This is a genomic window from Peterkaempfera griseoplana, assembly GCF_001418575.1.
GTDB classification, from domain to species: domain Bacteria; phylum Actinomycetota; class Actinomycetes; order Streptomycetales; family Streptomycetaceae; genus Peterkaempfera; species Peterkaempfera griseoplana.
In genome coordinates this window covers 1-20,957 of record NZ_LIQR01000178.1, presented here as the reverse complement: position 1 = coordinate 20,957, position 20,957 = coordinate 1, and the positions used below count along the sequence as shown (strand labels likewise).

The window sequence follows — 20,957 nt, the reverse complement described above, 5'->3', positions numbered from 1 at the left end:
AGATGTTTATAAGCGACAGGTGCCGGTCGACGCGTGGCATGGGCGTCCTTCCCGTACGGTGCGCGGACCCGGCGCACGGCGCCGGGAGTGGGGGAATGGGCACGGGCGGGCAGCGGATGCCACTGACCGGAGCATGGGAGCGCTCCCAAACACAGCGTGCTCGATGATGACGCCACCCCGGAGGGGTGTCAATGCATCGGGCGCCCAAGCACTACCGCAACGAGGACTCGGCAACCGCCCGCTGGGTAGCGGATCGCTATGAGCACCAAACGGCCGATGCTGCTGTGGGCGCTGTTGCTCGCCGTCGCGGCCGCGCTGCTCGGTCCGGTGGGCACGGCCCGCTCCGCGACCGGGATCGGCGAGGTCGCCTCGGCCCTGCGGCGGAACCCCGTCTATGTCGACCCGGCGGCCCCGGCCGGGATCTCCGCGGCGGACGCCGCCGCGCTCGCCGGCCGGATCAGAGCCACCGGGGTGCCGGTCTTCGTCGCGATACTGCCCGCCGACCCGGCCTACGGCGGCAACGCCGTCTTCGACCGGCTGCGGGCCGAGGTGGGGCGCCCGGGCGTCTACGCGGTCGCCCTGGGGACGCGGTTCGGAGCCGCCTCCGACTCCTCGGTGCTGCCGGGCGGTACGGCGCAGCAGCTGGCGCAGCGCAACATCCGGGACCACCCCGGCGACCCCGCGGCGATCCTGGACGGCTTCGTGGCCGATGTGGCCGCCGCCAAGGCGGCCCACCCGGCGCCCGCCGGCGGGGGCGGAGGCGGTGCGGGGCTGCTGGTCGGCGTGGTGGTGGTGCTGGCCGTCGTCGGAGGCGGACTGCTGCTGCTCCGTCGCCGTGCCCGCAGCCGCCGCAGCCGCCGGGAGCAGGCCGAGCTGCAGGAGGTGCGGGCCGCGGTGGACGAGGACATCACCGCCTACGGTGAGAGCCTCGACCGGCTGGACTTCGACCCGGGCGACCGTGCGGCCACCCCGGAGATGCTGGACGACTACGGTGACGCCCTGGACGCCTACGAACGGGCCAAACAGGCTCAGGCGGCGGCAGCCCACCCGCAGGACGTGCGCGCGGTGACCGCGGCACTGGAGGAGGGCAGGTTCGCCCTGGCCCGGCTGGAGGCCCGCCGCGCGGGCCGGGCCCTGCCGGAGCGCCGTCCGCCCTGCTTCTTCGACCCCCGCCACGGGCCCTCGGTGCGGGACGCCGAGTGGGCCCCGTCCGGAGGGGCGGTCCGTGCCGTGCCGGTGTGCGCGGCGGACGCGGCGCGGCTGGCGGACGGGCTGGATCCCGCGGTGCGCACCGTCCCCACGGCCGGAGGGCGGGTGCCCTACTGGGACGCGGGGCCGGCCTACGCCCCGTGGACGGTGGGCTACTTCGGCGGCTACGGCTCCATGCTGCTGCCCGGCCTGCTGGTGGGCACCGTGCTGGGCGGCAGTCTGGGCGGGCCCTGGGGCGACGGCGGCTGGGACGGCGGCTGGGGCAGTGGTGACTTCGGCGGCGGCTTCGGGGACGGCGGCGGGGGCGACGACTTCTCGGGCGGCTTCGGCGGCGGCCCGGGTGGTGACGGTGGCTTCGGGGGAGGCTTCGGCGGGGGCGACTCCGGCGGCGGCTTCTGACCGGCTTGCGTCCCGGCCCACTCCACAGGTGGCCGAACGAGCGGTCGTTCGGGTGGCCCACAGGCCCCCGGATGCCCGCCAGACGGGGCCGTCGCCCTGCCCGCGTGTGCTCGCGGACACCCGGGCGAGGTAGGGTCGTACTCGGTCGGGGACATCCCAATCCACCCCGTCGGCTTAGCGTCCGGCGTACCTCAGAGGAGATCGGTTCGTGACGATCCGGGTAGGCATCAACGGGTTCGGCCGCATCGGCCGCAACTTCTTCCGTGCGGCACTGGCCCAGGGCGCGGACATCGAGATCGTCGGTGTCAACGACCTGACCGACAACGCGACCCTGGCGCACCTGCTCAAGTACGACACCATTCTGGGCCGCCTCAACGCCGAGGTCACCCACTCCGGCGACTCCATCACCGTCGGCGGCAAGACCTTCAAGGCCATCGCCGAGCGTGACCCGGCCGCCCTTCCCTGGGGCGAGCTCGGCGCGGACATCGTGATCGAGTCGACCGGCATCTTCACCAAGGCGGAGGCTGCAAAGAAGCACGTCGCCGCCGGTGCCAAGAAGGTCATCATCTCGGCGCCCGCCTCCGACGAGGACATCACCATCGTGATGGGCGTCAACGAGGACAAGTACGACGCCGCCAAGCACACCATCATCTCCAACGCCTCGTGCACCACCAACTGTGTGGCGCCGATGGCCAAGGTGCTGCTGGAGAACTTCGGCATCGTCAAGGGCCTGATGACCACGGTCCACGCGTACACCAACGACCAGGTCATCCTGGACTTCCCGCACAAGGACCTGCGCCGCGCCCGCGCCGCCGCGCAGAACATCATCCCGACCTCGACGGGTGCCGCCAAGGCGACCTCGCTGGTCATCCCCGAGCTCAAGGGCAAGCTGGACGGCATCGCCATGCGCGTCCCGGTCCCCACCGGCTCGGTCACCGACCTGGTGGTCACCCTGGAGCGCGAGGTCACCAAGGACGAGGTCAACGCGGCCTTCCAGAAGGCCGCCGAGGGCGCGCTCAAGGGCATCCTGGCGTACAGCACGGACCCGATCGTGTCCTCGGACATCGTGAACGAGCCCGTCTCCTGCACCTTCGACTCGCCGCTCACCATGGCCCAGGGCAACCAGGTCAAGGTCGTCGGCTGGTACGACAACGAGTGGGGCTACTCCAACCGTCTGGTCGACCTGGCCGGCTACATCGGCGAGCGGCTCTGACCACCGCGGGCTGACGAGATGTCAGGGACAGGGCCCGGACGGCGCGCACCGCGCCCGTCCGGGCCCTGTCCCCTGTCCCGCCCGCACCGCGGGCGCACCCTCTGCGCGTAGTTGCCACCGGTGGCCCGCCGCCGCGCCGCCGACCTGCTCCACCGTCCCCACCCAGGAGACTCCACCGTGAAGACCATCGACGACCTGGACGTCGCCGGCCGGCGGGTGTTCGTCCGTGCCGACCTCAACGTCCCGCTCTCCGGTGAGACGATCACCGACGACGGCCGGATCCGCGCCGTCGCCCCGACCATCGCCAAGCTGGCCCAGTCCGGTGCCAAGGTGATCGTCGCCTCCCACCTGGGCCGTCCCAAGGGCGCCCCGGACCCGCAGTACTCGCTGGCCCCGGTCGCCCGCCGCCTGGCGGAGCTGCTGGGCCGCGACGTGGCCTTCGCCACCGACACCGTGGGCGAGAGCGCCCGGGCCACCACGGCCGACCTGGCCGACGGCCAGGTCGCGCTGCTGGAGAACCTGCGCTTCAACGCCGGCGAGACCAGCAAGGACGACGCCGAGCGCGGCGCCTTCGCCGACGCGCTGGCCGCGCTGGCCGACCTCTACGTCGGCGACGGCTTCGGCGCGGTGCACCGCAAGCACGCCTCGGTCTACGACCTCCCGGCCCGGCTGCCGCACGCCGCCGGCCAGCTGATCGCCACCGAGGTGGGGGTGCTCAAGCGGCTCACCGAGGAGGTCTCCCGCCCGTACGCGGTGGTCCTCGGCGGCTCCAAGGTCTCCGACAAGATCGGCGTCATCGAGAACCTGCTGGACAAGGCCGACCGCATCCTGATCGGCGGCGGCATGGTCTTCACCTTCCTCAAGGCCAAGGGCTACGAGGTCGGCTCCAGCCTGCTGCAGGAGGACCAGATCCCGGTCGTCCAGGAGTACCTGGAGCGCGCCGAGAAGGCCGGTGTGGAGTTCGTCCTCCCGGTCGACGTCGCCGTCTCCGGCTCCTTCCCGGACGTCAAGACCGGCGCCCCGGTGGCGGACTTCGAGGTGGTCCCCGCCGACGCCATGCCCGAGGGCAAGCTCGGCCTGGACATCGGCCCGGAGAGCGGCCGCCTCTTCGCCGCCAAGCTGGCCGACGCCGCCACCGTGTTCTGGAACGGCCCGATGGGCGTCTTCGAGCACCCGGCCTTCGCCGAGGGCACCAAGGCCGTCGCACAGGGCCTGCTCGACAGCCCGGCCTTCACCGTGGTCGGCGGCGGCGACTCCGCCGCGGCCGTCCGCACCCTGGGCTTCGACGAGACGAAGTTCGGGCACATCTCGACGGGCGGCGGTGCCAGCCTCGAGTACCTCGAGGGCAAGACGCTTCCCGGCCTCGCCGCACTGGAGGACTGAACCGATATGAGCGAGACCACTCGCACCCCGCTGATGGCGGGCAACTGGAAGATGAACCTCAACCACCTCGAGGCCATCGCCCACGTCCAGAAGCTCGCCTTCGCGCTCACCGACAAGGACTACGAGGCGGTCGAGGTCGCGGTGCTGCCGCCGTTCACCGACCTGCGCTCGGTGCAGACCCTGGTCGACGGCGACAAGCTGAAGATCCGCTACGGCGCCCAGGACATCTCCGCCCATGACTCCGGTGCCTACACCGGCGAGATCTCCGGGCCGATGCTGGCCAAGCTGAAGTGCACCTATGTGGCCATCGGCCACTCGGAGCGCCGCCAGTACCACTGTGAGGACGACCAGGTCGTCAACACCAAGGTCAAGGCCGCCTTCCGCAACGGCATCGTGCCGATCCTCTGCGTCGGCGAGGGCCTGGACGTCCGCAAGGCCGGCGAGCAGGTGACCTTCACCCTGGCCCAGGTCGACGGTGCGCTGGCCGGGATCCCGGCCTCCGACGCCGAGCAGATCGTGATCGCCTACGAGCCGGTGTGGGCCATCGGCACCGGTGAGGTGGCCACCCCCGAGGACGCCCAGGAGGTCTGCGGTGCCATCCGCGCCCGCCTGGCCGAGCTCTACGACGCGGACCTCGCGGGCAAGGTCCGTATCCTGTACGGCGGTTCGTGCAAGTCCTCCAACGCCCCGGGGATCATGGCCAAGCCCGATGTGGACGGCGCCCTGATCGGCGGGGCGGCCCTGGACGCCGAGGACTTCGTCAAGATCGTGCGCTTTCGCGACCAGGCGGTAGGCTGACCGCTGTCGGCTGCCATAGGGTGCCTGTGACATTGTGACGGGGCCGGACCCAGCGCGGTCCGGCCCCTTCCTACCGGAACGAGAGAGTTGGTCCCGTCGTGATCCTCGGGTTCTCGATCGCGCTGATCGTCTTCAGCATGCTGATGATCCTCCTGGTGCTGCTGCACAAGGGGAAGGGCGGCGGCCTGTCCGACATGTTCGGCGGCGGCATGTCCTCCTCCATCGGCGGCTCCTCGGTGGCCGAGCGCAACCTGGACCGCATCACCATCGTGCTGGGGATCTGCTGGTTCGCCTGCATCGTGGTGCTGTCGCTGCTGCTGAAGTACAAGTAGCACACCGGCCTTCCGCGGCCGAAGACTGACGGGTGCTCTGCTGCTCGCTTATCCTGGTCGGAGGCCTGCTCCCGCCGGTGGCTTCGCCGTCCCCTGGAGGCGGTGCGGACGTACCGTCCGCTCGTCCGTACACTGGGACGACCTCGCCGCCACCCAGCGGTCGCCCGCCTGCCGCACGGGCCCGGTCTTGCGGGGAGTCGGCCGAGATTGCATCGCACCAGAGCGCAGGGAGTCAGACCGTGGCAAGTGGCAACGCCATCCGTGGCAGCAGGGTCGGGGCCGGGCCGATGGGTGAAGCGGAGCGCGGCGAGTCCGCACCGCGGATCCGCATCTCCTTCTGGTGCGCCAACCAGCACGAGACGCGCCCCAGCTTCGCCTCCGACGCAGCCGTCCCCGAGACCTGGGACTGCCCCCGCTGCGGTTTCCCGGCCGGCCAGGACCAGGACAACCCCCCGGCCCCGCCGCGCACCGAGCCGTACAAGACGCACCTCGCCTATGTGCGCGAGCGGCGCAGTGACGCCGACGGCGAGGCGATCCTCGCCGAGGCGCTGGCCAAGCTCCGCGGCGAGATCTGAGCGGAGTCCCGCGGGCACATCCCCTCACCATGTGTCCGGGACCCGTACGTCCCCGGCCCGTCCGGCACGGGCGGTCCCGTACGTCCGGGGCACGGGGTGGCGCGGTCGGCCAGGCACCCGCAGCGCCGGGTCCGGGGTCCGGTGACCCCGGGGATGCGTGACCGGCCGGCCGGTACGACCGTGCCTCCCCGTGCCGCCGTCCGGAGGGCTCAGCCGACCGGGTACGGCGGCAACGCCGTCATGGGCATCTGCTGCACCGCGATCTGCGGGACGGCGACCTGCGGCAGCACCCCCGGTGGGAGCTGGGCGGGCGCCGGCAGGGCCGCAGGCAGCGGAGCGGTGGGCCAGCCGGGAGCGGCCCCGGCGCCGTAGAGCACGGCGAGCATGCCGGACACCAGCCGCCGCTGGTCGTCGACGGGCCGTACCACCAGCTGCAGGAAGCGGCTGCTCATCCCCAGCCGGTCGCCGCACTCGCGGATGAGGACGCCGTGCTCGGCGAGGAGCGCGTCGCGCAGCCTGCCCCCGTCCACGCCCTCCGGCAGCCGGGTGAGCAGGAAGTTGGCCTGTGAGGGCAGCACACCCAGTCCGGGCACCGCCTGCAGGTTCTGGAACATCGCCCGGCGGTCGCGGGCCACCAGACGCAGGCTCTCCCGGTACTCCGCCAGGTGGTCCCGGAGCAGGAACACCAGCGCCTGCGCAAAGGAGTTGAGGTTCCCTCGGGGCAGGGCGCCGCGGACCGTCCCGGCGAGTGCGGGGTTGGCCACCAGACAGCCCAGGCGCACCCCGTGCAGGCCGAAGTTCTCGTCCAGGCTCCTCAGCACCACGGCATTGGGCCGCAGCACCGCCTGGTCGGCGACGGAGGGGGCCGGTTCCGCGTCGGTGAAGTCGACGAAGGACTCGTCCACCACCACCAGGTCCAGGCCGCCCAGGGCGTCGAGCAGCCGCAGCACCTCGCTGCGGGGCAGGTGGTTGCCGTCGGGAGTGTTGGGGTTGCAGACCACGGCGGCGCGGGAGCCGCGCTGACGGACGAAGCCCACGAAGGCGTCGACGTCCAGCCGGAAGCCGTCCTCCTCACGCAGCGGGAACATGTCGACCCGCCTGCCGGTCTTCATCGGCCGGTCGGTCCAGCGGCCGAAGGTGGGCACCGGGACGGCGACGCTCTCCCCCAGCAGCAGCCGGTCGATCCAGGTGGTCAGCTCGGTGGAGCCGTTGCCCATGGCCACGGTCCGCGGGTTGAGGCCGAGCGCCGCGCATGCCTCGGCGGTGATCGCGGCGCTGTCGCTCGGGTGGTACGTGAGGATGTCGACCATGCCCTGCCGCAGCTGCTCCAGCATCGGTGCGGTGGGGAAGTAGGGGTTGCAGGGGACGCAGAAGTCGACCAGGTCGGTACGCCGGCCGCGCAGCGCCCGCTGCAGCGCGAACCAGGACGGGCTGTGGGCGGCCTGGTGGAGCAGCGGGGTGTCGGGAGCGTGGGCCATGTCCGGGGTTCTCCTCCCGGGGGCGGGCAGCCTGCCCCCCGCCCCCGTCGGCGGACAGTGCGGGTTCTCCGGGACGGGAGCGGCTCCGGAGCCCGGCGTTCCCTACGCGTCCCGGCCGCCGCGGGTTCAGGACGCCTGACCCGGTGCCGCGCCGCCGCGGGCCCGCAGCGGCTGCGGCGTCGCCCAGTCGGCCCCGGGAATTCGGCCGCCGTTGAGCCTCCCGCAATCCGGGGGCGCGGCCCGGCGGTGTACGACTGGTGGCCGCGCGTCCCTGGTTCGGCCGCACGGCGGCCGGGCAGGCGGCTCCTGACGGTCCGGGATCGATTAGTTTGGATCCTGCAGTCAGCAGGCCGACCGGGCTGACCAGGGACGACGGCGTCGCTGGCGGGAGCGTCCCGAGGGCCCGCGCTCCGCTCCGGCCCGCCCCTGCGCGGTAGAGCCGATGACGAGGAGAAGTGGACGGATGTCCGACAAGAACATGCACGGCGGTACCCGGCTGGACCGGACCCCGGAGTGGGCCGCACTGGCCAAGCACCGCGAGGAGCTGGGGGACACGCATCTGCGGACCCTCTTCGCGGACGACCCGGGACGCGCCGAGCGGTACACCGTCCAGGTGGGCGACCTTCAGCTGGATTACGCCAAGCACCTGGTGACGGACGAGACGCTGCAGCTGCTGCGTGAACTCGCCCGCGCCCGCGGGGTGGCCGAGCTGCGCGACGCCATGTTCCGCGGCGAGAGGATCAACACCACCGAGAACCGCGCCGTGCTGCACACCGCGCTGCGCGCCCCCAGGGACGCCGTGGTGGAGGTGGACGGGGAGAACGTCGTCCCGGCCGTGCACGAGGTGCTGGACCGGATGTCCTCCTTCGCCGACGCGGTCCGCGGCGGCATGTGGGTCGGCCACACCGGACGGCGCATCAGGAACGTGGTCAACATCGGCATCGGCGGTTCCGACCTCGGTCCCGCCATGGCCTACGACGCGCTGCGGCCCTTCACCGACCGCTCGCTGACCTTCCGTTTCGTCTCCAACGTGGACGGCGCGGACCTGCACGAGGCGGTCCGCGACCTCAACCCGGAGGAGACCCTCTTCATCGTCTCCTCCAAGACCTTCACCACCATCGAGACCATCACCAACGCCACCGCTGCCCGCAAGTGGCTGCTGGACGGTCTGGGCGGGGACGGAAGCGCGGTCGCCATGCACTTTGTGGCGGTCTCCACCAACGCCGAGGAGGTGGCGAAGTTCGGTATCGACACCACCAACATGTTCGGGTTCTGGGACTGGGTGGGCGGCCGCTACTCCTACGACTCCGCCATCGGCCTCTCGCTGATGATCGCCATCGGCCCGGAGCGCTTCCGTGAGATGCTGGCCGGCTTCCACCTGGTCGACGAGCACTTCCGCACCGCCGCCCCGGAGGCCAACGCCCCGCTGCTGATGGGTCTGCTGGGGGTCTGGTACGGGCAGTTCTTCGACTCCCAGGCGCATGCGGTGCTCCCGTACAGCCACTACCTCTCCCGCTTCACCGCCTACCTCCAGCAGCTGGACATGGAGTCCAACGGCAAGTCGGTGGACCGCGAGGGACGCCCGGTGGACTGGCAGACCGGCCCGGTGGTGTGGGGAACCCCCGGTACCAACGGCCAGCACGCTTATTACCAGCTGCTGCACCAGGGCACCAAGACCATCCCGGTGGACTTCATCGGCTTCGCCCGCCCCGTGGCCGAACTCGGCGAACTGGCCGGACAGCACGACCTGCTGATGGCCAACCTCTTCGCCCAGGGCCAGGCCCTGGCCTTCGGCAAGACCTCCGAGGAGGTCGCGGCCGAGGGCGTCCCCGCAGAGCAGGTGCCGCACCGCACCTTCCGCGGCAACCACCCCTCCACCACCGTCCTCGCCGCCGAGCTCAGCCCGTCCGTGCTCGGCCAGCTGGTCGCCCTCTACGAGCACAAGGTGTTCGTCCAGGGCGCGATCTGGGGCATCAACTCCTTCGACCAGTGGGGCGTGGAGCTGGGCAAGGTGCTCGCCAAGCGCATCGAGCCCGCCCTCACCGAGGGCGCCGAGGTGCCCGGTCTGGATGCCTCCACGGCCGCGCTGGTGAACCGCTACCGCACCCTGCGCGAGCGCTGATCCGGCCGTCCGGCCCCGCGCCCCGGCACCCGGGGTGCGGGGCCGGGGTGTCAGCGCCGCACCCAGGAGACCTCGAGGGAGAGCGCCAGACGGCGCCCGGCCATCCCGCGGGCCGCGGTCACCCCGAAGGCGGTGCGGTCGATCCGGGTCGTGGCCAGGACGGTGAACCCGTCCTGCGACAGCGTGGACCGCTCGATCGCCAGGCTGACCGGCCGGGTGACCCCGCACACGGTGAGGGTGCCCCGCAGGGTGCTGCCCGCCGGCCCCTCGGAGACGAAGACCATGACGGGGTGGCGGCTCGTGTCGAGGAACCGCGCCGACCGTACGGCGCCGTCCCGCTGGGCACTGCCGCTGTCGATGCTCGCCGCATCGACCTCCACCCGGACGCCGGAGCGGGCGAGCGGCTCGGCGACGTCGAGCGTCCCGCCGCGCAGGGCGAAGGTGCCGTGCACCGGCAGCAGCCCGAACAGATGGCGGGTGGTGAAGCGGACGGTGGAGCCTTCGGGGTCGATCTCGTAGCGGCCCAGCCGGGGTACCGCCAGTGCCTGGTCCTGTCGTGTGTCCATGCCTCCATTGCACGGCCGGCCGAGGGCCGTGCGGCAGGGCGGGAGGAAGGGTCCCGGTACGACGAAGGGCCGGTCCTGCGGATCGGCGTACGACTTTCGTAGGGTCCGGCCCCCGCCGGAGTGTCCGAGGCGGACCCCGCCCGCGCACGGATGCCCTACCGTGGCGGCATGACTGACGGTCCGTGGCACTGCCGGCACCCGGTTGCCGTGGATGCGGCGATCGCGGTCCTCTTCGCCCTGCTGGACACCGGGATGACCCTGCTGGGCGCGACCTGGTGGCCGGCCCACCCGGGGACCCTCGCCCGGGTCCTGCTGGGCGTGCAGGCGGCGGCCTGTCTCTCGCTCACCGCACGCCGCCGGGCACCCGTCACGGTGGTCGCCGTCCTGGGCGCCTTCACCCTGGCGGTGACGCTGCTGGTCTCGCCCGCCGGGCTGCTGACACCCGCACACCCGGGCAATGTGTGGGCGCCCTACGCGACGGCGCTGGCGGCCTACGGACCGTTCTTCCACCCCCGGCACCGGCGCAGCCGGCGGACCCCGATCGCCGTGTTCGCGGTCTTCACGGTCGTCGTCACCCGGGCCTGGGAGCCGTCGGTCGCCGTCATCAGCATCGGGCTGCTCCGCACCGCCCTGGGACCGCTGCTGGCCTTCTACTTCGACGCCCGCAGACGGCTGGTGCAGGCCCTCACCGAGCGCGCCGAGCGCGCCGAGCGGGAGCGGCACCTGCTCGCCGAGCAGGCACGCACCGAGGAGCGCAACCGGCTGGCCGGCGAGATGCACGACGTGGTCACCCACCGGGTCAGCCTGATGGTGCTGCAGGCCGGAGCGCTGCGGGTGACCGCGGGCGACGAGGCGACCCGGCAGGCGGCGGAGGAGCTGCGGGCGGCCGGCTGCCAGGCACTGGAGGAACTGCGGGACCTGGTGGGCATCCTGCGCACCGCACCGGACAGCGAGCAGACGCCCTCGACCTGGGGCTTCGCCAACCTGGTCGCGGAGTCCGCCGCGGTGGGGACCCCCGCCGAGCTGGTCGAGCAGGGCGACCGGACGCTGGCCTCGCCGCTCGTCGGACGCACCGCCTACCGCATCGTCCGGGAGGCGCTGACCAATGTGCGCAAGCACGCCCCCGGCGCGCGGGTGACCGTGCGGATCGAGTACGAGGAGACACAGGTGCGGCTCAGCATCCGCAACACACCCCCCACTGAGGACCCCGGCAGTCTCGCCGCGACCGGCTCCGGGCTGGGCATCGCGGGCCTGCGCCAGCGGATCGAGCTGGTCCACGGCACCCTGCGCGCCGGACGCGCCCCCGACGGCGGCTTCTGCGTGGAGGCCGTGCTGCCCTCCTATGTGCCCACGGCCGGGACGGCGGTGTGACCCATGGCCGGGGTCCGGGTGGTGGTCGTGGACGACGAGCCGATGGTCTGCGGCTTCCTGCGGACGATCCTCGGCTCCGCGGGCGACATCGAGGTGGTGGACGAGGCACATGACGGCGCGTCCGGTGTCGAGGCGGTACGGCGCAGCCGCCCCGACGTGGTCCTGATGGATCTGCGGATGCCCGGCATGGACGGGATCACCGCGATCGAGCACATCGTCCGGCTCGCCGACCCGCCGGCCGTCGTGGTGCTGACCACCTTCGACGCCGACCAGTACGTGCTGCGCGCCCTGCGGGCCGGCGCCGTGGGCTTCCTGGTCAAGTCCACACCGCCGGAGGACCTGATCGGCCTGGTGCGGGTCGCCGCCGACGGGCATGTGGTGCTCTCCCCGGCCGCGGCCCGCAGGCTCGTCGCCGCGTCGGCGGACAGCCTCTCCGTCCGGGACCGTGCCCGGCAGCTGGTGGGGTCGCTGACCGCACGCGAGGCGGAGGTGCTCGGCTGTCTCGGCGAGGGGCTCTCCAATGCGCAGATCGCGGCCCGGCTGTATCTGTCGGAGGCCACGATCAAGGGGTATGTGTCACGCACGCTGGACAAGCTGGGGTGTGTCAACCGCACCCAGGCGGGCCTGATCGCCCATGACGCCGGCATCCTGGACCGCCCAGACCCCCGGCCCTGAGCGGCGGCCCGGCCCCGGGGCGGTTGCGGGCGGCTGCGGGCGGCTGTGTACAGCGAAAGGGGCGCGGGGAGGCGCGCGGGCGACCGTTCCCCCGGGGGGAGGACGGTCGCGCGGCTCCCCGCGCCCCTGCGCGGTGTCCGGTCAGGACGGCGGATAGAGCTCCGGCGGGATGTCGGCCGCCGCCGCCCGGTCCAGCAGCCACAGGGTGCGGCTGCGTCCGTGGGCGCCGGAGGCCGGGGCCTGGAGCTCCCCGGGGCCGGACAGGGCCAGGGCCACCGCCTCGGCCTTGTCCGCTCCGGCGGCCAGCATCCACACCTCACGCGCCGCCCGGATCGCGGGCAGGGTGAGGGAGACACGGGTCGGCGGAGGCTTGGGAGCGCCGTGCACACCCACCACGGTGCGCTCGGTCTCCCGCACCGCGGGGTGCTCGGGGAAGAGCGACGCCACATGGGTGTCCGGCCCGAGGCCCAGCAGCAGCACGTCGAACGACGGCACCGCAGCGTGGTCCTCCGGGCCGGCCGCCCCGGCCAGCTCCGCGGCGTAACGCTCCGCCGCGGCCTCGACGTTCTCCCCGTCGGGACCGTCGGCGGCGGGCATGGCGTGCACCCGCGACGGATCCAGCGGGACCAGGTCCAGCAGCGCCTCGCGGGCCTGGGTGACATTGCGCTCCGGATCGCCCTCCGGCAGGTACCGCTCGTCTCCCCACCACAGGTCCAGCCGGGCCCAGTCCACCGCGTCGCGGGCGGGCGACGCAGCGATGGCGGAGAGCAGCGCATTGCCGTTGCGGCCGCCCGTCAGCACCACCGAAGCGGTGCCGCGGGCGGCCTGCACATCCACGATGTGCGTGATCAGCCGGGCGGCTGCGGCCTCGGCCATCAGCTCCTTGTCCCGGTGGACCACGATCTGCGGAGGCAGCGTCACGACCCGCTCCGCTTGGTGCGCCTGGCGGACGCGGTCTTCTTCGCCGGGGTCCCGGCGACCTTGGCCGTCACCCTGGTGCCGGAGGCGGTACTGGCGGCGCTGGTGGCCGCCTTGGCCGGGGCGGAGGACGGCTCCGCCGCAGGCCCGGTCTGGCCGGGCTCCAGCAGCTTGTCCACCCCGGTGCGCACCGCGGAGGCGTAGATGTCGTCCGGGTCGAGCCGCCGCAGCTCCTCGGCGATCAGGTCGGCGGTCTCCCGCCGCTTGAGCGCCACCTGGCGGTCCGGCTGCGCGGGCATGCTGAGCGTCGCCATCAGCCCGTCGCCGCGGTCCAGCACCACGTCGCCGCCCTCGGTGCGCAGCCGCACCGCGGTCAGGCCGGGGCCGTTGCTGACCACCCGCTCCACCGGGATCTTCAGCCGGTTGGCGAGCCACATCCCCAGCAGCTCCACACTGGGGTTGTACGACTCACCCTCCACCACGGCGGAGGTGACCCAGGCGCGCCGCTGGTCCATCGCGGCGGCCAGCATGGAGCGCCAGGGGGTGATCCGGGTCCAGGCCAGGTCGGTGTCGCCGGGGGTGTAGTTCTGCGCCCGTACGCCCAGGGCCTGCACCGGGGACTCGGCGGTGAGGGCGTCGGTGATCCGGCGCTGGGCGAGGGCGCCCAGCGGGTCGGCCGCCGGGTTCTCCGGGGCGTTCTCCGGCCACCAGACCACCACCGGGGCGTCCGGCAGCAGCAGGGGGAGCACCACCGACTGGGCGTGGTTGGCCAGCTCGCCGTGCAGGCGCAGCAGGACCGTCTCGCCGGTGCCGGAGTCGGACCCCACCCGGATCTCGGCGTCGAGCCGGGTCTCCGCGCGGGCCCTGGGGGAGCGCCCGGGGCGCTTGATGACCGCGAGGATCCGGGAGGGGTGCTCCCGGGAGGCCTCGGCGGCCGCCTTGAGCGCGTCGTAGGCGCTGCCCTCGTCGGTGACGACGACCAGGGTGAGGACCATGCCGATGGCGGCGGTGCCGATGGAGCGGCGGGCCTCCGTCAGGGCAACGTTGATCTTGCTGGACGTGGTGTCCGTCAGGTCGGTCTTCATGGCCGCCGCCAGCTCCGTCCGTCTCGTGCGAGCATCTCGTCGGCCTCCTTGGGGCCCCAGGTGCCCGCCTGGTACTCGGCCGGCCTGCCGTGCTTCTCCCAGTACTCCTCGATGGGGTCGAGGATGTTCCAGGAGAGCTCGACCTCCTGGTGGCGGGGGAAGAGGTTGGCGTCGCCGAGCAGCACGTCCAGGATGAGCCGCTCGTACGCCTCGGGGCTGGACTCGGTGAAGGACTCGCCGTAGGCGAAGTCCATGGTGACGTCACGGACCTCCATGGCCGTGCCCGGCACCTTGGAGCCGAACCGCACGGTGACGCCCTCGTCCGGCTGCACCCGGATGACCAGGGCGTTCTGCCCCAGCTCCTCGGTGGCGTAGGAGTCGAACGGCAGGTACGGGGCGCGCTGGAAGACCACCGCGATCTCGGTGACCCGGCGGCCCAGCCGCTTGCCGGTGCGCAGGTAGAACGGCACCCCGGCCCAGCGGCGGGTGTTGACCTCCAGCTTGACGGCGGCGTAGGTGTCGGTCTTGGAGTTGGGGTCGATGCCGTCCTCGTCCAGGTAGCCGATCACCTCCTCGCCGCCCTGCCAGCCGTGGGTGTACTGGGCGCGCACGGTGTGCTTGCCCAGGTCCTCGGGCAGCCGCACGGCACCCAGCACCTTGATCTTCTCCGCGACCAGGGCGTCCGCCTCGAAGGAGGCGGGCTCCTCGATGGCGGTCAGGGCGAGGAGCTGCAGCAGGTGGTTCTGGATGACGTCGCGGGCGGAGCCGATGCCGTCGTAGTACCCCGCGCGGCCGCCGATGCCGATGTCCTCGGCCATGGTGATCTGGACGTGGTCGACGTACGACCGGTTCCAGATCGGCTCGAACATGGTGTTGGCGAAGCGCAGCGCCAGGATGTTCTGGACCGTCTCCTTGCCCAGGTAGTGGTCGATCCGGAAGACCTCGTTGGGCGGGAAGACCTGGTGCACGACCTTGTTGAGCTCGCGTGCCGAGGCCAGGTCGTGGCCGAAGGGCTTCTCGATCACCGCGCGGCGCCAGGAGCCCTCCGGCGGGTCGGCGAGGCCGTGCTTCTTCAGCTGCTCGACGACCTTGGGGAAGAACTTCGGCGGCACCGAGAGGTAGAAGGCGAAGTTGCCTCCGGTGCCCTGGGCCTTGTCCAGGTCCTGGATGGTGGTGCGCAGCGTGTCGAACGCCTCGTCGTCGTCGAACTCGCCGGGGACGAAGCGCATGCCCTTGGCCAGCTGCTGCCAGACCTCCTCGCGGAAGGGGGTCCGGGCATGCTCCTTGACCGCGTTGTGGACGACCTCCGCGAAGTCCTCGTCCGCCCAGTCGCGGCGGGCGAAGCCGACCAGGGAGAAGCCCGGGGGCAGCAGCCCACGGTTCGCCAGGTCGTAGACGGCGGGCATCAGCTTCTTGCGCGACAGGTCGCCGGTGACGCCGAAGATGACCAGACCGGACGGCCCCGCGATGCGGGGAAGACGCCGGTCGGCGGGGTCCCGCAGCGGGTTGCGCTGCGGGAGCCCTGCTGAATCTGACTTGCTCACGGGTAGTGGCCCCAATTCGTCAGACGGCTGTGGGGAGCTGGGTCACTTGGCGGGCTTCTTGGCGAAGTCCGCAAGCGAGGCGGTGATCGTGTCCAGCAGCTCCACCCAGGAGGTCTCGAACTTCTCGACGCCCTCGTCCTCCAGCACCTGGACGACGTCGTCGTAGTCGACGCCGGCCGCGGCGATGGCGTCCATGTCGGCCTTGGCCTGGGCGTAGGAGCCGGTGATGGTGTCACCGGTGATCTCGCCGTGGTCCGCGGTGGCCAGGAGGGTCGCCTCGGGCATGGTGTTGACCGTGCCGGGCGCGACCAGCTCGGTCACGTACAGGGTGTCCGGCAGCGCCGGGTCCTTGACGCCGGTGGACGCCCACAGCGGGCGCTGCGGCTTGGCGCCGGCGGCCTCCAGTGCCTTCCAGCGGTCGGAGGCGAAGACCTCCTCGTAGGCCTGGTAGGCCAGCCGGGCGTTGGCGATGCCGGCCTTGGAGCGCAGCGCCTTGGCCTCGCCGCCGATCTTGTCCAGCCGCTTGTCGATCTCGGTGTCGACGCGGGAGACGAAGAAGGACGCCACCGACTCGATGGTGGACAGGTCGTGGCCGTTGGCCTTGGCCTTCTCCAGACCGGTGAGGAAGGCGTCCATCACGGCCCGGTACCGCTCCAGGGAGAAGATCAGCGTGACGTTGACGCTGATGCCCTCACCCAGGGTGTCGGCGATGGCGGGCAGGCCGGCCTTGGTCGCGGGGATCTTGATGAAGACGTTGGGACGGTCCACCAGCCACCACAGCTGCCGCGCCTCGGCGAAGGTGGGCTCGGTCTTGTGCGCCAGCCGCGGGTCCACCTCGATGGAGACTCGGCCGTCGCGGCCGTTGCTGGCGTCGTACACGGGGCGCAGCACGTCGGCCGCCTCACGGACGTCCGCGGTGGTGATCATACGGACGGCCTCGTCCGTGGTCACACCGCGCACCGCGAGGTCGCGGAGCTGCTCGTCGTAGGAGTCGTCCTTGCCGCCGATGGCCTTCTGGAAGATGGTCGGGTTGGTGGTGACACCGACCACGTGCTTGTCGCGCACCAGCTCGGCCAGGTTGCCGGTGTTCAGCCGCTTGCGGCTGAGGTCGTCCAGCCAGATGGCCACGCCTTCGTCGCTGAGGCGCTTGAGTGCGTCGGTCATGATCGCTACTTCCTCTTCGTCGTCTCGCCGATGCCGGGGGCCGGGCCGCGTACCGTGCGTGCGGGCAGGTACGCGGCCCGTGACCTCGGGGTTCAGCGCGTTGCTGCGGTGATCGAGTCGTGGGCGGCGGCGACCACGGCCTCGGGGGTGATGCCGAACTGCTCGAACAGGATCTGGTAGTCGGCGGAGGCGCCGTAGTGCTCCAGCGACACGGACCGGCCGCTGTCGCCGACGATCTCGCGCCAGCCCTGGGCGATACCGGCCTCGACCGAGACCCGGGCCTTGATGTCGGGCGGGAGCACGGCGTCGCGGTAGGACTCGTCCTGCTCGTTGAACCATTCCACGGACGGCATCGAGACCACGCGGGTCGGGATGCCGTCGGCCTCCAGCGCCGTACGGGCCTTGACGGCCAGCTGCAGCTCGGAGCCGGTGCCGATCAGGATGACCTGGGGACGGCCGGAGGAGGCCTCCTGGAGGACGTAGCCACCGCGGGCGGCGCCCTCGGCGGAGGCGAACTCGCCGCTCTCCCGGTCGTAGGTCGGCACGTTCTGGCGGGTCAGCGCAAGGCCGGTCGGGCCGGGCTTGCTGCTGTGGCGCTCCAACACGGTCCGCCACACCACGGCGGTCTCGTTGGCGTCGCCGGGACGGACCACGGACAGCCCCGGGATGGCGCGCAGCGCGGCCAGGTGCTCGATCGGCTGGTGGGTGGGGCCGTCCTCGCCGAGGCCGATGGAGTCGTGCGTCCACACATAGGTGACCGGCAGCTTCATCAGCGCGGCGAGGCGCACGGCGGGGCGCATGTAGTCGGAGAACACCAGGAAGGTGCCGCCGAAGATGCGGGTGTTGCCGTGCAGCGCGATGCCGTTCATGGTGGAGCCCATGGCGTGCTCGCGGATGCCCCAGTGCACGGTGCGGCCGTAGGGCGAGGCGCCCGGCAGCGGGTTGCCCTCGGGGAGGAAGGAGGAGCCCTCCTCGATGGTGGTGAGGTTGGACTCCGCCAGGTCGGCCGAGCCGCCCCACAGCTCCGGGACCACCGGGCCGAGGGCGTGCAGCACGTCACCGGAGGCCTTGCGGGTGGCGACGCCCTTCTCGCTGGCGGGGAAGGACGGGACGGCCTTCTCCCAGCCCTCCGGCAGCCGGCCGGCCGCGATGCGGTCGAACTCCGCGCCGCGCTCGGGGTTGGCCTCGCGCCAGGCGGTGAAGGTCTCCTCCCACTCCGCGTGCAGCTTGCGGCCGCGCTCCACCACCTCACGGGCGTGGGCCAGCACCTCGTCGGTGACCTCGAAGTCCTTGTCCGGGTTGAAGCCCAGCACCCGCTTGGTGGCGGCGACCTCCTCGGCGCCCAGCGCCGAGCCGTGGGCCTTGCCGGTGTTCTGCGCGTTCGGCGCGGGCCAGGCGATGATGGTCCGCATCGCGATGATGGACGGACGGCCGGTCTCCTCCTTGGCCGCCTTCAGCGCGTCGTACAGCGCGGCGACGTCGATGTCGCCGTTCTCGGCGGGCTGGATCCGCTGGATGTGCCAGCCGTACGCCTCGTAGCGCGCCAGCACGTCCTCGGAGAAGGCGGTCTCGGTGTCGCCCTCGATGGAGATGTGGTTGTCGTCGTAGAGCGCGACCAGGTTGCCCAGCTTCTGGTGGCCGGCCAGCGAGGAGGCCTCCGCGGAGATGCCCTCCTCCAGGTCGCCGTCGGAGACGATGGCCCAGATGGTGTGGTCGAACGGCGACGTGCCGGCCGGGGCCTCCGGGTCGAAGAGGCCGCGCTCGTAACGGGCGGCCATCGCCATGCCCACCGCGTTGGCGATGCCCTGGCCCAGCGGGCCGGTGGTGGTCTCCACACCCGCGGTGTGACCGTGCTCGGGGTGACCGGGCGTCTTGCTTCCCCACTTGCGGAAGGACTTCAGGTCGTCGAGCGTCAGGCCGTAGCCGGAGAGGAAGAGCTGCGCGTACAGCGTCAGGCTGGTGTGGCCGGGGGAGAGGACGAAGCGGTCGCGACCGGCCCACGCCGGGTCGGTCGGGTCGTGGCGCAGGAACCGCTGGAAGATCAGGTAGGCGGCGGGGGCCAGGCTCATCGCTGTGCCCGGGTGCCCGTTGCCGACCTTCTGCACCGCGTCCATCGCGAGGACACGCACCGTGTCCACCGCCCGCCTGTCCAGATCGGTCCACTCGAATGCGTTAGTCGGCTTGGTGCTCACCCTGGTTCAGGGCTCCTTCCGTATGTTTCACTCAACCCCGTGATGGGGACCTCGCCGTCCAGTCGCTGCGCTGCGGGTCTGACGTCGGGCGGCCTGTTCACGGAGGGCTCATCCCGCTTCCACGTGCGAGCCTATCGTTCGGGCTCCTGCCCGCCTCCCGCGCTCCACGAACCGAGACGGCGTCCGTCGTATTCCGGTGAATGCTTTCTTCCAGCCTCACCCGGACACCGCGGGTCCGCCCGCTGAACGGTCGGTGAGGGGGAGGCGGCCGGAAGGAAGCGCTCCGGGGGCCGGTGGTCCCCGCGCACGGGTGACACGGGTACCCCCGGCGCGGGGCGTGACCCCGCAGCGTCTAAAGTGGCGTGGTACGCGCACGGCGGCCGGGGCGACCCGGCGCCGGCGAAGTTTCATAGACCAGGGGTGTCCGTGACCGCCGTCGAATCCCGCCCGGCCGGGGTCGTCGGGGCGACCCCCGGGCACCGGCCGCTCGGGGCCCGTGTCGGGGCCTTTGTCGCGCTGACCAAACCGCGCATCATCGAGCTGCTGCTGATCTCCACGGTCCCGGTGATGTTCCTCGCCGAACGCGGCGTCCCGGACCTGCTCAAGGTACTGAACGTCGTCATCGGCGGCTACCTCTCCGCGGGCGGCGCCAACACGTTCAACATGTACATCGACCGGGACATCGACGCCCGGATGCGCCGCACCGAGCGCCGCCCACTGGTCACCGGCATGGTGTCGCCGCGCGAGGCGCTGGTGTTCGGCACGGTGCTGGCCGTGGTCTCCACCCTGTGGCTGGGCTTCTTCGTCAACTGGCTCTCCTCCGGCCTGGCGCTGGCCGCGCTGCTCTTCTACGTCTTCGGCTACACCCTGGGCCTGAAGCGCCGCACCTCGCAGAACATCGTCTGGGGCGGCATCGCCGGCTGCATGCCGGTCTTCATCGGCTGGGCGTCCGTGACCGGGTCGCTCTCCTGGGCCGCGGTGGTGCTCTTCCTGGTCCTCTTCTTCTGGACGCCGCCGCACTACTGGCCGCTCTCCATGAAGGTCAAGGAGGACTACGCCAACGTCGGGGTGCCGATGCTGCCCGTGGTCGCCTCCAACACCGTGGTCGCCCGGCAGATCGTCATCTACTCCTGGGTGATGGTGGCGGTGTCGATGGCCCTGTGGCCGCTGGGGCACACCGGCTGGTTCTACCCGGCCGCCGCCCTGCTGCTGGGCGCCTTCTGGCTGAAGGAGGCGCACGGTCTGTACCGCCGGGCCAAGGCGGGCGTGGTGGGGGCCGCGCTGAAGGAGATGCGCCTCTTCCACTGGTCCATCACCTATCTGACGCTGCTCTTCGTGGCGGTCGCGGTGGACCCCTTCCTGCGCTGACCCCGCGGGCCCTGAAACGCACCGGCCCCGCCGTCCGTTCACCTTGACGGACGGCGGGGCCGTCGGCGTCTGTGGGCCGCCGCACACGCCGCTGCCGTCGCCAGTTTCATTACTCATCGGTAGGATCCGGCCATGAGCAGCGAAGCAGAGACCACCGACGCCCGCGCCGCCGCCCGCGACCAGCGGCGGGCCAAGCGCATCGCCAGGAGCATCCAGTCCTTCGCCGCCCGGCACGGCGGCAGCGCCGAGGGCGTCGTGGAGTACGTGGGCCGCAACGTCACCCGCATCGTGCTGGTGGGCGCCGACGGTGCCTGGGGGGACCAGGTGGCCCCGCGCCACGAGATCGCCGTCCGCGCCGCCGAACTGGCCGGCCTCACCCTCCATGACTCCTTCGACGGCGAGCTGGCGCTGAAGGTGCGGACCTCCCCCTACGAGTGGTCCCGGATGGCCGGCATCCAGCTCGGCGGCGGCCGCGCCGCCTGACCGGACGGCGCACCGCGGCGGACAGCCGGCTCCCGTCCGGGGCCGTGCACCGGCAGGACATGCCGGAGGCCCCCTACGGCCG

The 20,957-nt window shown here is 72.1% G+C and carries 18 protein-coding genes; 11 read left to right on the top strand and 7 right to left on the bottom strand.

From position 1 onward, the window contains the following. The first annotated feature begins 258 nt into the window (after positions 1-258). The 6 genes from AOK09_RS14350 to AOK09_RS14325 all read left to right on the top strand — a co-directional run bounded on the left by AOK09_RS14350 (position 259) and on the right by AOK09_RS14325 (position 5,909). A complete protein-coding gene (locus tag AOK09_RS14350; protein ID WP_055587572.1) occupies positions 259-1,608 on the top strand; it encodes a hypothetical protein in 1,350 nt (449 codons plus the stop codon). Between the two features lie 208 nt (positions 1,609-1,816). After that, complete coding sequence (gap, locus tag AOK09_RS14345) at positions 1,817-2,821, top strand: type I glyceraldehyde-3-phosphate dehydrogenase (protein WP_055587571.1); 1,005 nt, start codon at positions 1,817-1,819, stop codon at positions 2,819-2,821. 177 nt (positions 2,822-2,998) lie between these two features. Then, on the top strand, positions 2,999-4,204 hold the full coding sequence (locus AOK09_RS42070) for a phosphoglycerate kinase (RefSeq protein ID WP_055587570.1): 1,206 nt from the start codon (positions 2,999-3,001) through the stop codon (positions 4,202-4,204). Between the two features lie 6 nt (positions 4,205-4,210). Beyond that, positions 4,211-5,002, top strand: coding sequence for a triose-phosphate isomerase (gene tpiA / locus AOK09_RS42065; RefSeq protein ID WP_055587569.1), 792 nt, complete (start codon positions 4,211-4,213; stop codon positions 5,000-5,002). Between the two features lie 98 nt (positions 5,003-5,100). Beyond that, positions 5,101-5,334, top strand: coding sequence for a preprotein translocase subunit SecG (gene secG / locus AOK09_RS14330; protein WP_055587568.1), 234 nt, complete (start codon positions 5,101-5,103; stop codon positions 5,332-5,334). A 287-nt stretch (positions 5,335-5,621) separates the two neighbouring features. Continuing rightward, the gene (locus AOK09_RS14325) at positions 5,622-5,909 is read left to right on the top strand and encodes an RNA polymerase-binding protein RbpA (protein WP_229759216.1); all 288 of its coding nucleotides are present in this window, start codon (positions 5,622-5,624) and stop codon (positions 5,907-5,909) included. A gap of 209 nt (positions 5,910-6,118) precedes the next feature. Here AOK09_RS14325 and AOK09_RS14320 read toward each other — a convergent pair whose 3' ends face one another. Next, on the bottom strand, positions 6,119-7,387 hold the full coding sequence (locus AOK09_RS14320) for a pyridoxal phosphate-dependent aminotransferase (RefSeq protein ID WP_055587566.1): 1,269 nt from the start codon (positions 7,385-7,387) through the stop codon (positions 6,119-6,121). A gap of 463 nt (positions 7,388-7,850) precedes the next feature. Here AOK09_RS14320 and pgi point away from each other — a divergent pair, with 463 nt between their 5' ends. Beyond that, positions 7,851-9,509, top strand: coding sequence for a glucose-6-phosphate isomerase (pgi, locus tag AOK09_RS14315; protein ID WP_055587565.1), 1,659 nt, complete (start codon positions 7,851-7,853; stop codon positions 9,507-9,509). Between the two features lie 50 nt (positions 9,510-9,559). Here pgi and AOK09_RS14310 read toward each other — a convergent pair whose 3' ends face one another. Next, positions 9,560-10,075 carry a YceI family protein gene (locus AOK09_RS14310; protein WP_055587564.1) on the bottom strand — a complete coding sequence of 172 codons (516 nt, stop codon included), beginning with the start codon at positions 10,073-10,075 and terminating at the stop codon, positions 9,560-9,562. A gap of 168 nt (positions 10,076-10,243) precedes the next feature. On the opposite strand from AOK09_RS14310, the gene AOK09_RS14305 reads away from it, so the two are divergent. Then, a complete protein-coding gene (locus tag AOK09_RS14305) occupies positions 10,244-11,446 on the top strand; it encodes a sensor histidine kinase (RefSeq protein WP_055587574.1) in 1,203 nt (400 codons plus the stop codon). 3 nt (positions 11,447-11,449) lie between these two features. After that, the gene (locus tag AOK09_RS14300; RefSeq protein ID WP_055587563.1) at positions 11,450-12,121 is read left to right on the top strand and encodes a response regulator transcription factor; all 672 of its coding nucleotides are present in this window, start codon (positions 11,450-11,452) and stop codon (positions 12,119-12,121) included. A gap of 141 nt (positions 12,122-12,262) precedes the next feature. Here the strand turns inward: AOK09_RS14300 and pgl are convergent, their stop codons facing one another. From pgl to tkt, 5 genes are all read right to left on the bottom strand, one after another. Continuing rightward, entirely contained in the window at positions 12,263-13,042 is a 780-nt protein-coding gene (gene pgl, locus AOK09_RS14295; RefSeq protein ID WP_079063052.1) for a 6-phosphogluconolactonase, read from the bottom strand. Next, the gene (opcA, locus tag AOK09_RS14290) at positions 13,039-14,124 is read right to left on the bottom strand and encodes a glucose-6-phosphate dehydrogenase assembly protein OpcA (protein WP_055587562.1); all 1,086 of its coding nucleotides are present in this window, start codon (positions 14,122-14,124) and stop codon (positions 13,039-13,041) included. Before opcA ends, pgl begins: the two co-directional genes overlap by 4 nt. Continuing rightward, positions 14,121-15,668: a glucose-6-phosphate dehydrogenase gene (zwf, locus tag AOK09_RS14285; RefSeq protein ID WP_055587561.1), complete on the bottom strand. Its 1,548-nt coding sequence runs from the start codon at positions 15,666-15,668 to the stop codon at positions 14,121-14,123. The genes opcA and zwf overlap by 4 nt, the downstream gene beginning before the upstream one ends. Before the next feature lie 42 nt (positions 15,669-15,710). Then, positions 15,711-16,832 (bottom strand): transaldolase, encoded by a 1,122-nt coding sequence (gene tal / locus AOK09_RS14280; protein ID WP_055587560.1) that lies wholly within the window; start codon positions 16,830-16,832, stop codon positions 15,711-15,713. A 92-nt stretch (positions 16,833-16,924) separates the two neighbouring features. Then, positions 16,925-19,024 (bottom strand): transketolase, encoded by a 2,100-nt coding sequence (gene tkt / locus AOK09_RS14275; protein ID WP_055587559.1) that lies wholly within the window; start codon positions 19,022-19,024, stop codon positions 16,925-16,927. A gap of 420 nt (positions 19,025-19,444) precedes the next feature. On the opposite strand from tkt, the gene AOK09_RS14270 reads away from it, so the two are divergent. Next, the gene (locus tag AOK09_RS14270; protein WP_055587558.1) at positions 19,445-20,392 is read left to right on the top strand and encodes a heme o synthase; all 948 of its coding nucleotides are present in this window, start codon (positions 19,445-19,447) and stop codon (positions 20,390-20,392) included. Between the two features lie 132 nt (positions 20,393-20,524). Then, positions 20,525-20,875, top strand: a complete 351-nt coding sequence (locus tag AOK09_RS14265) for a hypothetical protein (protein WP_055587557.1) — start codon at positions 20,525-20,527, stop codon at positions 20,873-20,875. The last annotated feature ends 82 nt before the right edge of the window (positions 20,876-20,957 follow it).